Annotated in this window: 10 protein-coding genes; 2 read left to right on the forward strand and 8 right to left on the reverse strand. The window is 63.5% G+C overall.

Translation table 11 applies throughout. The annotated features are described in order from the left end of the window. Positions 1-130 precede the first annotated feature (130 nt). From B7Z66_04960 to B7Z66_04980, 5 genes are all read right to left on the reverse strand, one after another. On the reverse strand, positions 131-952 hold the full coding sequence (locus tag B7Z66_04960) for a sugar dehydrogenase (protein ID OYV77198.1): 822 nt from the start codon (positions 950-952) through the stop codon (positions 131-133). 220 nt (positions 953-1,172) lie between these two features. Continuing rightward, on the reverse strand, positions 1,173-2,603 hold the full coding sequence (locus B7Z66_04965; GenBank protein ID OYV77199.1) for a stage V sporulation protein R: 1,431 nt from the start codon (positions 2,601-2,603) through the stop codon (positions 1,173-1,175). A 14-nt stretch (positions 2,604-2,617) separates the two neighbouring features. Further along, a complete protein-coding gene (locus B7Z66_04970) occupies positions 2,618-3,802 on the reverse strand; it encodes a sporulation protein YhbH (protein ID OYV77200.1) in 1,185 nt (394 codons plus the stop codon). 24 nt (positions 3,803-3,826) lie between these two features. Next, positions 3,827-5,758 carry a serine protein kinase gene (locus B7Z66_04975; GenBank protein OYV77201.1) on the reverse strand — a complete coding sequence of 644 codons (1,932 nt, stop codon included), beginning with the start codon at positions 5,756-5,758 and terminating at the stop codon, positions 3,827-3,829. A 587-nt stretch (positions 5,759-6,345) separates the two neighbouring features. Further along, a complete protein-coding gene (locus tag B7Z66_04980; GenBank protein ID OYV77202.1) occupies positions 6,346-6,921 on the reverse strand; it encodes a hypothetical protein in 576 nt (191 codons plus the stop codon). A 205-nt stretch (positions 6,922-7,126) separates the two neighbouring features. On the opposite strand from B7Z66_04980, the gene B7Z66_04985 reads away from it, so the two are divergent. Next, entirely contained in the window at positions 7,127-7,384 is a 258-nt protein-coding gene (locus B7Z66_04985; GenBank protein OYV77203.1) for a hypothetical protein, read from the forward strand. Positions 7,385-7,596: 212 nt separating this feature from the next. Here the strand turns inward: B7Z66_04985 and B7Z66_04990 are convergent, their stop codons facing one another. Next, complete coding sequence (locus B7Z66_04990) at positions 7,597-8,568, reverse strand: hypothetical protein (GenBank protein OYV77204.1); 972 nt, start codon at positions 8,566-8,568, stop codon at positions 7,597-7,599. Positions 8,569-8,570: 2 nt separating this feature from the next. Beyond that, complete coding sequence (locus tag B7Z66_04995; protein ID OYV77205.1) at positions 8,571-10,025, reverse strand: hypothetical protein; 1,455 nt, start codon at positions 10,023-10,025, stop codon at positions 8,571-8,573. A gap of 92 nt (positions 10,026-10,117) precedes the next feature. Between B7Z66_04995 and B7Z66_05000 the strand changes: the two genes are divergently transcribed. After that, the gene (locus tag B7Z66_05000; GenBank protein OYV77206.1) at positions 10,118-10,849 is read left to right on the forward strand and encodes a peptidase; all 732 of its coding nucleotides are present in this window, start codon (positions 10,118-10,120) and stop codon (positions 10,847-10,849) included. A gap of 7 nt (positions 10,850-10,856) precedes the next feature. Here the strand turns inward: B7Z66_05000 and B7Z66_05005 are convergent, their stop codons facing one another. Then, positions 10,857-11,972, reverse strand: a complete 1,116-nt coding sequence (locus tag B7Z66_05005) for a hypothetical protein (GenBank protein ID OYV77207.1) — start codon at positions 11,970-11,972, stop codon at positions 10,857-10,859. Positions 11,973-12,152: the final 180 nt, after the last annotated feature.

Consider the following 12,152-nt stretch of genomic DNA (forward strand, 5'->3'; position numbering starts at 1 on the left):
ACGGTGCCCACCGGGCGGTCCTGGTAGCGCATGACCGCGCTGTCCAAGAGCCGGTAGGCGGATTCCAGGGGCGTGTCAGTCATGGGGTGCTCCCTCCCTTCTTATGGTCTGCGCGCGCTGGGCGCCTGGTTCATCCTCCGGTCCGGAAGCCCGGATACAGGGTCATGCCGCCATCCACGAACAGGGTCGCGCCACAGACGTAATCGGACGCGTCGGAGGCGAGCCACACCGCGGCGCGCGCGATGTCCTCCGGCTCGCCGATGCGATCGTAGGGGATCAGCTTCATCAGGCGGTTCAGGGCCTCCGGGGTGTCCCAGGCCGAGCGGTTGATCGGCGTGCGGATCGCGCCCGGGGCAATGCTGTTTACCCGGATGTGATATTGCGCCAGCTCCTGGGCCATGGTCTTCATCAGCATCGAGATGCCGCCCTTGGAGGCTGCGTAGTTCGCGTGCCCCGCCCACGGGATCTGTTCGTGGACCGAGGACATGCAGATGATCTTTCCGGCGGCGCTGGACAGCTCCGGCACCACGCCGCGGCGGCGGTACTCGCGGGCCGCCTCACGGGCGCAGAGGAACTGTCCGGTCAGGTTCACGCCGAGCACGAAGTTCCAGTCCGCGAGCGTCATTTCGGTGAACGGCGCGTCGCGTTGCAGACCGGCGTTGGCCACCAATATATCCACGCTGCCCCAGGCCTTGCAGGTCTGCTGGAACATGGCCTGCACCTCGTCCTCTTTGCTGACGTCGGCGTGGATCGCCATCGCCTCGCCGCCCGCGGCAGTGATCTCCTTCACCAGCGCGATCGCCTGGTCCTCGGCGGTGACGTAGTTCACTACTACCCGGGCGCCCGCGCCTGCCAGTCCGACGGCCACTGCCGCCCCAATGCCCGAATTGGCGCCGGTGACCAGCGCGCGCTGGCCCGCCAGCGGCTTTGCGCCGTCCGCGGAATTGCTCATGGTGTTCCTCCTTGCAGGGTGATGTTCCGGTCCCCGTGAGTGTCCCGTGGCTAGAGAGGATACACGGGTGCGTGCCGGCGGTCTTGGTTCGGTGCGTGGTCCGCCCGGGTCCAGGTTCGGGAACGGCGCACGACCGCCCGCCCGCGGGGCATTGGACACGGGATGGGGGAATCCGTTCCTTCGTGGCGTAGGCGAGCAGGGCGGCGGGGCGGGGCGCCGATCAGCCGGCCTGGCGGGCGATACCGTCGCTGTCGTAGGTGTAAGTGACCGATTTGTCCTGCACCAAGGTCTCGAACAGGACCTGCCGGCCCCAGAGCTGATAGAGGTAGCGCAGCGTCTTTTCGAGGTATTCCTGCTGCAGATCGCGACCGTCGTGCTCGTGCTTGAGGTAGAGGTTGCGGTTGTGGCCGTGGTCCGCGTCGAGGATCCGGATCACGGGGGTGGCGTTCATCCCCACGTTGCGCAGCAGCGTGTCCTTGACGCGTTCCCAGTGGTCCTCGTCCGACACCTGGGAGACCACCATCTTGTCGCCCTTGCGCACGTACTCGAAGAGGTCCATCTCGCGCATCATTTCCTCGGTCAGGAAGCGGCGCAGAAATGACACGTCGCGATCGGTCTCCCGGACTTCGAACAGTTTATCGATACCGCTCTTGTCCGGCGCGCCGTTGCGCGCGAGCTCCGCCTCGGTGGGCTCATCATAACGGCGCTGGATGTCGTGCCAGAGCTTGAACCCGAGGTAATAGGGGTTGAGTCCGCCGGGATGCGGCCGGATCACCTGATTGTGGTGTACGAGGAATTCGATGTGCAGGGCCTCGGGCAGATCCAGGCTGTTCATAATCTGGTGGTGCCAGTAGCTGGCCCACCCCTCGTTCATGATCTTGGTTTCCATCTGCGGAATGAAATACTGCGCCTCCTCATGGGCGATCCGCAGCAGATCCCGCTGCCAGTCCTCCAGGTACTCGTTGTGCTCGGCGATGAACAGGAGGATGTCCTCCTCCGGTTCGAGCGGTATCTTGTTCAGATCGGGTATCTGGTGTTCACGGCGTTTGTGGATCCGTTCGAACGGATCCCGCGGCGGGTCGGCGGCGGCCTGCTCCTGTTGCTCGTGGTGCGTGAGCTTACGGATCGCCGTGTGGTGCCGGCACTGCATCGACAAGGCATGGGCGGCGTCCAGCACCTGTTCCACCGCTTGCAGCCCGATGGAGGGGTCTTCCGCGTAACCGCGCACGCGCTCGGCGCGCAGCTTGAAGTGATTGAGCGCGAGTTCCGGCCGGGTATCACGGAACATGAAGTTGTTGCGGAAGAAATCGTTATGCCCGTATACGTGTGCGATGGTCAGGACCTGCAGGCACAAGGAATTGTCGCGCATGAGATAGGCGAGAGCCGGGTTCGCGTTGATGACCATCTCGTAGGGCAGGCCCGAGACTCCGTAGTCATACAGGGTCTTGAGCTTCTCGTAGGACTTGCCGAAGGACCAGTGGGGGTAGTGGGCCGGCATGCCGTGGTAAGCCATGTAGCCGAGCATCTGCTCGTGATCGCAGACCTCGAATTCCTGCCCGAAGCAGCTTAGGCCGAACTCCTCGACTTTTTCCCGAATGCGCGCATCCCAGTATTCGAGATCCTTGACGTTCCAGCTTGCCGTCGCGCTCATCTGTGGCTACCGTCTCAGTCCGCCGTTTCCGGGGTGCGTTCCCGTGACAGGAACATGCGGAAACTCGGCCAGATGTCCTCCTTGTTCTCGATCATCAGGGCGTGGAAATTGTCCGCGTCCAATTCATCGAATAACTCCAGCAAGGAGTCTCCATAGGACCCCGAGTTAAGCGGTTTGATCTCGCCATAGCCGACCAGGTTGCACAGGGTGGTGAGCTCCCGCGCGGTGGCCAGCGTGGCGGGGTTGTCGTGAGGCCAGTTGTCTCCGTCCGAACAGTGGAAGGCGTAGATGTTCCACAGGCTCGGATGGTAGCGGCCCTGGATGACTTCCAGGGCCTTGTGGTAGGCCGAGGAAATCATGGTGCCTCCGGATTCGCCCTTGGTGAAGAATTCCTCCTCGCTTACCTCCCGCGCGCGGGTATCATGGGCAATGAACACGACCTCGACGTTGTTGTAGCGGGTGCGCACAAATTGATACAGCATGAAGAAAAAACTGCGCGCCAGGTATTTCTTCATGGTGTCCATGGAGCCGGAGGTATCCATCATGCACAACACCACCGCGTTGGACTGAGGCCGCAGGTCCGCGACCAGCCGGCGGTACTTCAGATCGTCGCGGTGAAAGGGAAAACGGCTGGCATGGCCTTCCACGGGCGGCACGTTGCGGGTGGCGATCCGGCGCCGCAACCGCGACATGGCGGTCCGCTTCTTGTCCAAATGCGCGCGGACCCCCACTTTGCGGAAACCCTTGCGCTTGCGCGCACTCTCTGCCTGGATCTCCCGCAGCTTCTTGCGTTCCAGGTCCGGGAGTTCCAGATCCTCGAACATGATGTCGACGAGTTCCTCCAGCGTGATGTCGGTCTCGTAGTAGTCGACACCCGGGCGGTTGCCCGCGCTCCCGATCCCATTGCCGTCCTGGGCGGCGTCGCCGACGACTTGACCGGGCTCGGTCTTGCCGTCCCCGGTGCCGACACCGGGCTCGTTCTCTCCGAAGATGAAGCGATACTCGCGGATTCCGCGGATCGGGACCTTGATGATCTTGTCGCGGCTTTGGCCGATGATGGATTCCTCGGCCACGATATCGGCGATGTTCTTCCGGATCGCGTCGCGCACCTTGTGGCGATGGCGCAGGCGATCACCCGCACTCCGGTCGGAGCGTAGCGCATCCGACTCGGAGTACGGGCGGAAGACAGTGGTGGTCATTTCGGCGTCCCGTCCTGTCGAAGCTCAATCTTTCCAGAGGTTGTTGGCCGCGTATTTCAACACCATCTCGGCGGAGTGCTCATTGTAACCGCGCTGGACGAGGGCATTGATGAGGTCCGTGTACTTGCTTGCCTGTTCCTCGTCCCGGGTGCGCGCCTTGGTGATGACCCGGCTCATTTCCCGGACCGAACTCATCAGCTTCTTCTCGATGGCCTCTTTCAGTGGCTCGTAGGATTGGTAGCTGACCTTCTCCCCACGGCGGCTCTTGGCCCATAAATAGGCCATGACTTCCTGCCGGAAGCCCTGGGCGGCGGTGCCCACGATGGCGATCTGTTCTTCCACGGACTTCAGGAACGCCTCGTCGGGTTGCAGTTCCTCACCGGTGTTGCGGTCCTTGACGCGGCCCTTGTTCACGTAGGCCTCGGTGTGATCGAGGTAGTTCTGGAACAGCGCGTCGGACTGCTCCTCGAAGGAGTAGACGAAGGCCTTGGTTATCTCCTTTTCGAGCAGCTCCAGGTACACCTTGTGCAGGGTATCCTGGAGAAATTCCAGGTGGCGTTTGCGGGTATCATCAGAGCTATCCGCGGCCTTGACCATGTTGATCATCGCCTCGCGGACGTTGATCGGGTTGATGCCCTCGGGGTTTTCGGCGAGCGCATTGTCGATGGCCTTCATGATGAAGCGCGGGGAAATGCCGAACATCCCCTCGCGCCGACCCTCCTCCTGGAGCTCACGCACGTTGATCTTTACGGTCTTGCCCTTTTCAACCACTTCCTCGCCGTTGTAGAGGCGCAACTTGGTCATCAGGTCGCATTTGTTGCTGGGTTCCAGGCGCGAGAGGATCGCGAACATCGCGGCCAGCTCCAGGGTGTGCGGCGCGATGTGCTCGCGGAAGTCGGAGCGATCGAGCAGCTTGCGGTAGATCTTGATTTCTTCGGACAGGCGCAGGTTGTAGGGCACCTTTACGACGACGATACGGTCGAGGATCGCCTCGTTGGTTGGATCGCCCTTGAACCGCTGCCACTCGGCCTCGTTGGAATGGGCCACGATCACACTGTCCACGTAGACGGTGCCGTGGCGGCCGGGTGCCGGGATGAATTTCTCCTGCGTGGCGGTGATCATGGTGTGCAGATATTCGGGCTCGTTCTTGAATACCTCGATGAACTCGGTCATGCCGCGGTTGCCGACGTTGAAGGCGCCGTTAAGGTCCAGGGAGCGGGGGTCGCCCTCGGAGTAGGTGTCGAGCTTGGAGATGTCCACGGAACCCACCAGTACGGAGGTGTCCTGGTTGTTGGGATCCACCGGCGGGACGACGCCGATGCCACGGCGGTCGTGGCGCGAGAAGGGCACGGTCGCTACCGGCACCGTTTCGTAGTGGCCTCCGAATTCCTCTTTGAGGCGGAACCTGCACACCGGGCACAGCTCGCCCTCGATGTGCACGTCGAGCATCTTCTCGAATTCTTCCCGCAGGTGCTTGGGGATCAGGTGCAGGGGTTCCTCGGCCATCGGGCAGCCGTCGATGGCGTAGACAGGTTCGCACTGTTCCAGCCCGCGCTGCAGGCGTTCGACCAGCGAACTCTTGCCGGCGCCCACCGGGCCCATCAGATAGAGGACCTGGCGGCTTTCCTCGCCGTGCATGGAGGCGGAATGGAAGTAGCGTACGATCTGGGACAGCGTGCGTTCGACGCCGAAGAATTCACCGGCGAAGAACGGGTAGAGCTTTACGGGTTCGTCGCCAAACAGCATCCGGGTTCTGGAATCCGGTGCCTCGGAGATGTCGGAGATGCCGTTGCGGACGATGGCATCGTAGAGACGCGTGTGGGCCAGCTTGCAGTTGCTCGGGTCAGTTTTGACCTTCTCCAGGTATTCCAGAAAGGTCCCGCGCCACTCCAGGTTCTCCCGGTGGGAACGATCCTTTTCGATCAGCTCGGCGAACGTGGGCGAATTCTCGGTCATGACTGACCTCCTGATGATCGATTGCGTTGACTCAACTCATCATCGTGCCTGCCCCTTTTGTTGTTGTTTTTCGCTGAGACCTTTTCATTGTTCAACAGCACGTTTTACTGCATTGATCCAGGCGGCTCCGGAAAGTTCTGTCCGGAAAAAACCCACGCCGTTCTTTGAGCGCGTTCCGTGCGCGGTGTTCCGTTATCGTCCAGTGCCCCGGCGCGCGTGCCGTCAGACTCCCAGGTTTGCGCGCGGCGGTATCTCTACCATCCACGAAGCGCCCGCCGAGGGCAATCCCTTGACATACGGCGCGCGCCTTAGTCCGGTTTCGGGCCCCTACGCAGGGCCCGTTACCGCCCCTATTATCCTAGCAACCCGCGTGCCAATTTTGCGCGGCGCGGTGCTTTCCGCGTCAGATCAGCCGGTTGGCAATTCGCTACCGGTATCACCGCGGCAATTCCCTGACGCTGCGGGAGACCGGTGGCCCGTGAGCGTCGGCGCGGCACGGGCGCGCGGGGTTGCGCCCCGGTGCGGCATTCCCCTGCACCGCTTGTCAGAAATCCCCTCCGGGGGGGGGCGGCGTCGCTCCAGACCCCCTAACGGGACTGAAGGTTGCGCGTCAGGACACTGCCCAGGGAGTTGGTGGCCGGGGGGGCAGGGGGTGTCGGGGGGCGGACGGGATCAAAGGCGCCGAACGAAACGGCGCCGGGCGGGACGTCGAACCGGAAGTCGCGATCGTGACGCCGGTGCCAGCGCGAGTGGGACCGGAAGGGTCGTGAGTATACGCCCGGGTAGGGCACCACGGGCACATAGAATGGTACGTAGCCCTGCTGCGCCTCGCTGGGCGCTGAGGGGAGCGCCGTGGGCTGCGGCGTTTGGCGTTTGGCAACGGAGATCCGTGGTGGTCGCACCGCCGCCGCGCGGTTTTCCGCAGCGAGCCGCTGCGCCTGACGTAAGATCGAGTGGGCGTTCGCGCGGCCGGTGTCGGGAGGCGCCGCCGGAAGGACCAGGCGTTGCGCGGGTGTGGCGTCCGCCGGTGGAAACTGGCTATAGTGGGTGATCCCGCCCCCATCCACCCATTTATACACGTCCACGGCGCCTGCCGGACCCATGCCGGCGAGCGTCATGGCGATCCCAAGCACAAAACCCGCCGTTCGGCGCACATGCTGCATGGGTACCTCCAGGGCCGTGACTGGCACGTCACCACTACGGCTCAGGTGTCCTCGCGGGCCGTGGACCCTGTAGACAGTATACTCCAGACCGGACCGGGCGGCGGTCCCTGGGGTATGATAAATTCTGACGGACGATGCGCTTCCCGCACCGCGCTCCGCCCACGGTCTCATTGTAACGGGACCGTGAGCTCGCACCGGGGTTGCCATGGATATCCGGGTACAGTGTTACGCAGGCTACTGCGGGGAGCAGGAACCACACCGCTTCTATCTGGGGCAGCGGCCGGTGGAGGTCCTGGAGATCATCGATCGCTGGCTGGCGCCCGAGCGGCGCTACTTCAAGGTGCAGGGGGACGATGCGGGCATCTACATCCTGCGCCATGATGCCGATTCGGGACGCTGGGAGATGACGCTCTTCGACGGTGGTTGCCGCGCGCCGACCGGGATATTCTCGGGACGCGGATAGGCGGCGCTCCGGCCCGCGGCCTGGCCGGTCGCCTCAGCGGGGCCGGGTTACCGGCACTGGCACCCGGGACGCCCGGGCGCGGCGCAGTTCCTCACGCACCGGCGCCGTGCGCCTCAATTCCCGGCGCAAATAATACGCCAGTCCCAAGCACCCAAGGGCGATTACGATCCGGTGCATCCGTTTTTCCCTCGCGTCGGTTCGGGCCCGCGGCCTCACGCGTTCGGCTGTGCCGCCACGGCCGGCGTCTCGGCGGTAGTCGCCAAGTCGAAATAGGTGGTCGCGATCTGGCGGTCCAGGTCCGCGAGTCCGAGTTCCAGGTCGTCGATGAAACGATGCAGATCCTGCTGTTCCAGCTTGTTCACCTGCGCCTCGTTCACCGTGCGCTGGAGGTGCGCCAGGGTACGCAGCGGCGTATCGTTGCGGGGCAGATGCTGCAGGCAGCTCTCCGCCTCCCTGAGACAGTGATATAGCGCGCGCGGGAATTGGCGGCTCTGGAACAGGAACGCGAGTACCGCGCGGCGGCGTACCGGCCCCTGCACCTCGCGCCGGTACATCTGATAAGCGGTGAGCGACTTCAGCACGCTCATCCACTGGATGGTCTCGAACGGTCCCAGGCTGCCGGATTCCATGGGCAACAGGTCCGCGGAGCGCACGTCGATGATGCGCGTGGTCATGTCGGCGCGCTCCAAGTTGCGCCCCATGCGCAGGAAATCGTAACCGTGGTCGTGGGTCATGGTGCCCGCCAGCAGCCCGGTGATCTGCTGCACGCCCATGATGATGTCGCGCAGATACTCATGCCGCCGGCGCTGGGACAGCCCGGCTTGCAGGCCGCTCTTGGTAATCAGATGCAAGGCATTCAGCTGTTCCCAAGCCTCGCGGGGGATGATATCGCGGATGGTGCGCGCGTTCTCGCGGGCCTTGGCGATGGAACTGAGGATCGAGCCGGGATTGGTTTCGTCTCCGATCAGGAAACGCACCACGTTGCGTTCCGTCACCTCCGGGTAGATCCTGTGGAACAGGGCCTCGCTGCCGGTGATCTCGATCAGCGGTTCCCAGCCGGGGGTCGCCTTGTGCGGCATGTCCAGCAGTAAATGCGTGTTGACGTTTATTATGCGCGCGGTATTCTCCGCGCGTTCCACGTAGCGCGCCATCCAGTAGGTCTGCTGGGCCACCCGGGATAGCATGGTCACGCGCCCTCCACGTCCATGACCCATGTGTCCTTGCTGCCGCCGCCCTGGGATGAATTCACCACGGTGGAACCCTTGCGCAACGCCACCCGCGTCAGCCCACCGGTGGTCACGTACATGCCGCGGCCGGAGAGGATGAAAGGGCGCAGGTCCAGGTGCCGCGGCTCGGCGTGCAGATCCACCACGGTAGGGGCGGTGGACAACGTGAGCAGCGGCTGGGCGATGTAATTGCGCGGGTCCTTGCGGATCTGGCGCGCGAAACGGTTGCGCTCGGCGCGGCTGGCCTGGGGGCCGATGAGCATGCCGTAGCCGCCGGATTCGTTGGCGGGCTTGACGACCAGCTTGTCCAGGTTCGCCAGTACGTAGTCGCGTTCTTTGCGCTCCATGCACAGGTAGGTGGGGACATTGGGGACGATCGGGTCCTGGTCCAGATAGTATTTGATCACCTCCGGCACAAAGGCGTACACCACCTTGTCGTCCGCGACCCCGGCGCCCGGCGCGTTGGCCAGCGCCACGTTGCCTAGCTTCCAGGCACGCAGCAGGCCGGGCACGCCGATCGCGGAGCCGGGCAGGAACGCTTCCGGGTCCAGAAATAAATCGTCTATGCGCCGGTAGATCACATCGACCCGGGACAGTCCTTCCACGGTACGCATGTACACGCAGTCGTCGTCTCCAACCGTCAGGTCGGAACCTTCCACCAGTTCCGCGCCCATCTGTTGCGCCAGATAGGCGTGCTCGAAGTACGCGGAGTTGTAGATGCCCGGGGTGAGCACCACCACCTCGGGCCGTTCCATGGGGCGCGGGGAGAGGGATGCGAGACAGTCGTAGAGCTGGGACGGGTAATCGTCCACCGGCAAGATGTTGGAGTGTTCGAACAACTCCGGGAACACCCGCTTCATGATCTGGCGGTTCTCCAGCATGTACGACACGCCGGAGGGAACGCGCAGGTTGTCCTCCAGGACGTAGACGGTGCCGTCTTTGTCACGCACCAGGTCCGACCCGCAGATGTGGGCCCAGATCCCGAGCGGCGGGTTGACCCCGACGCACTGCGCGCGGAAGTTCTTCGACTTGGCCAGGATCTCCGCTGGCAACACCTTGTCCTGGACGATGCGCTGGTCGTGGTAGAGGTCATCGATGAAGAGATTCAACGCCTGAACCCGCTGCCGCAGGCCGGCCTCGATGCGATCCCACTCTTCCTTGGGGATGATCCGCGGGATAATATCGAACGGCCATGCGCGGTCGATCGAGCCCCCTTCCTCCGAATAGACCGTGAAGGTGATGCCCATCACGCGAATGGCGAGTTCGGCCGCCGCTTTGCGGTCCTGGAGTTCGGCGTCGTTGAGAGAGCTGAGATATTTGCACAGCGGGCGCGCCACGTCCCGGGACCGGCCCGCGCTGCGGATCAGTTCATCGTACAGCCCGCGTATTTTGTAGTCGCGCCAGCGGATGGGCATAGGGATGGCGACCCAGCAGATCCAGTCTGTACGCTAACAGGGGAGTGGTGCTGGCACAAGCGCGGTTTTTAGGCAGCAAGCGGAGAGGCGACATGACCTATGGTGTGGCGATCAAGGTGAACGGTGGGCTGGTCTTCGCCTCCGACTCGCGCAGCAACGCGGGTGTGGACCACGTGAGCGTCTACAGCAAGATGCACGTGTTCGCGCGACCCCAGGGGCGGTTGTTTGTGCTCCTCACGGCGGGAAATCTGGCCACCTCCCAGGCGGTGGTCAATCAGGTGCAGCGGGACTTGGAGGATCCAGAGGTGGAAGTCGACCTGGATACCGTTCGCCACCTGTCTGATGCCGCCCAATATTTGGGCAATATCAGTTGCCGGATCCAGGAACGTTACGCGGATGCACTAAAACGCAGCGGTGACACCGTGGAGGCGACCTTCATCTTGGGCGGGCAACTGCCCGGCCAGCTCCATGAGATCTATCTGATCTACGCGCAGGGGAACTATATCAGTGCCTCGGCGGACACCCCTTACCTGCAGATCGGGGAGACCAAATATGGCAAGCCGATCCTGGACCGTGTCATTGCCCCGGAGACCAGCCTGGAGGACGCCGCGCGCTGCGCACTGGTGTCGCTGGATTCCACCATCCGCAGCAATATCTCCGTGGGACCGCCCTTCGAGTTGGCGGTCTACCTCAAGGATCACGAGACCTTGAGCCACTACCTCTCGCTGAAACTCGAGTCACCGCTCTACTCGTCGCTGCAGAAGCGTTGGAACGAGGGGCTGCGCCGCGCCTTCGACCGGTTGCCGCGCTTCGACTGGGAATGAGCTGGCTTCAGGAGCCCGCCGCGCGCACCAGTTGATGTACGAAGTGCAGTTTGGCGATAGCTCCGTGAGACAGGACATACGGATAGGCATCCGTCAGGCCCATGCTGCGGTTCAGGGCGTTCAGGGCGAGGGCGAGGCGGATCCAGTCGTTCACCAAGGTGTCGAAATCCGTGACCCCGGTACCGGAGGCATACTGAGGGCCCCCGTCGGCCGGTGGCGGGACCGGTGGTGGTGATACCGGTTGGCCGTGGATGGCGAAGCCGTGGTCGCAGGCCGTTTCGAGTGTGTCCACCATGTGCAGGTAGTGGGTCCAGGTCTCCGCCCAGTCCTCCCAGGGATGTGAAGACGCGTAGGCGCTGACGTAGTGCTCCTGCCAGTCGGCGGGCGGGCCCTCGGCGTAGTGGCGCGCCAGCGCCGCCGGGTAGTCCTCACGCTCGTCGCCGAACTGCTCGCGGAAGTCCTGCAGCCACACGGTGTCCCGTACCAGCTGGTCCCAATAGTAGTGTCCGCTTTCGTGGCGGAAGTGTCCGAGTAGGGTGCGGTAGAACTCGTTCATCCGTTCGCGTATTTGCTCGCGGTTGCCCGCATCCGCCTCCGCCAGGTTGAGGGTGATCAAACCCGCATGGTGGCCGGTCATCACCTGCCGGTAGGGGTCGCGCACATCCGGGAATCCGGCGGCCGCCACCGCATCCCAGTCCTCCAGGAATTGGAAGCGCAATCCGGCTTTGGGATCCTCGGCGCGGCCGGTGATCGGCAGCCCGAGTTGGGAGAGCGTATAGAGCAGGCGGCGTTTCGCCCCCTCGATCCGGGACCAGAGCATTCGGTTCTTCTGATCGGTAAGATTCGGGATGGTTTCGTTCAAGCGGCAGGCGAGGCAGAAGGCGTGCGGGTCCTCCGCGGCTACCATCCAGTTGCACACCCCTTCGAGCCGGTAGTTGTTGCACTGGCGGTACTGGGCCCCCTCCGCCGCGGGATGCAGTGCCCGCCACTGGAGTGTGTCCACTGGTTCGAGCGCACTCAACACGCCTCGCCTGGGCAGATAGCCCAGGGTCCGCCCACAGTTCAGACAGTGGGTGTTCTCGAAGTAGAGAATGTTCCCGCATTCGCACTGGAAGTTCTTCATCGTATTGGGGTGACCTGGGCGGGTAAGGGGTCCCGGCATTTAAGCACGGCGGACACCGTGGAACAACGCGCGGCCGCGCACGGTTTCCGGTGCGGCCGGTTTCCCCGGGCTACACTGCGTGGGGGCCGTATCCGGGTCAGATCCAGGACTGAATGAGGGTCCACCCGACCCCGCCGACAA

It is taken from the genome of Chromatiales bacterium 21-64-14, assembly GCA_002255365.1.
GTDB lineage: Bacteria > Pseudomonadota > Gammaproteobacteria > 21-64-14 > 21-64-14 > 21-64-14.

Excerpts from the sequence above, each read along its gene's own strand:
- B7Z66_04960 (OYV77198.1), bottom strand. The coding sequence starts at position 952 with ATGAGCAATTCCGCGGACGGCGCAAAGCCGCTGGCGGGCCAGCGCGCG.
- B7Z66_04965 (OYV77199.1), bottom strand. The coding sequence starts at position 2,603 with ATGAGCGCGACGGCAAGCTGGAACGTCAAGGATCTCGAATACTGGGAT.
- B7Z66_04970 (OYV77200.1), bottom strand. The coding sequence starts at position 3,802 with ATGACCACCACTGTCTTCCGCCCGTACTCCGAGTCGGATGCGCTACGC.
- B7Z66_04975 (OYV77201.1), bottom strand. The coding sequence starts at position 5,758 with ATGACCGAGAATTCGCCCACGTTCGCCGAGCTGATCGAAAAGGATCGT.
- B7Z66_04980 (OYV77202.1), bottom strand. The coding sequence starts at position 6,921 with ATGCAGCATGTGCGCCGAACGGCGGGTTTTGTGCTTGGGATCGCCATG.
- B7Z66_04985 (OYV77203.1), top strand. The coding sequence starts at position 7,127 with ATGGATATCCGGGTACAGTGTTACGCAGGCTACTGCGGGGAGCAGGAA.
- B7Z66_04990 (OYV77204.1), bottom strand. The coding sequence starts at position 8,568 with ATGCTATCCCGGGTGGCCCAGCAGACCTACTGGATGGCGCGCTACGTG.
- B7Z66_04995 (OYV77205.1), bottom strand. The coding sequence starts at position 10,025 with ATGCCCATCCGCTGGCGCGACTACAAAATACGCGGGCTGTACGATGAA.
- B7Z66_05000 (OYV77206.1), top strand. The coding sequence starts at position 10,118 with ATGACCTATGGTGTGGCGATCAAGGTGAACGGTGGGCTGGTCTTCGCC.
- B7Z66_05005 (OYV77207.1), bottom strand. The coding sequence starts at position 11,972 with ATGAAGAACTTCCAGTGCGAATGCGGGAACATTCTCTACTTCGAGAAC.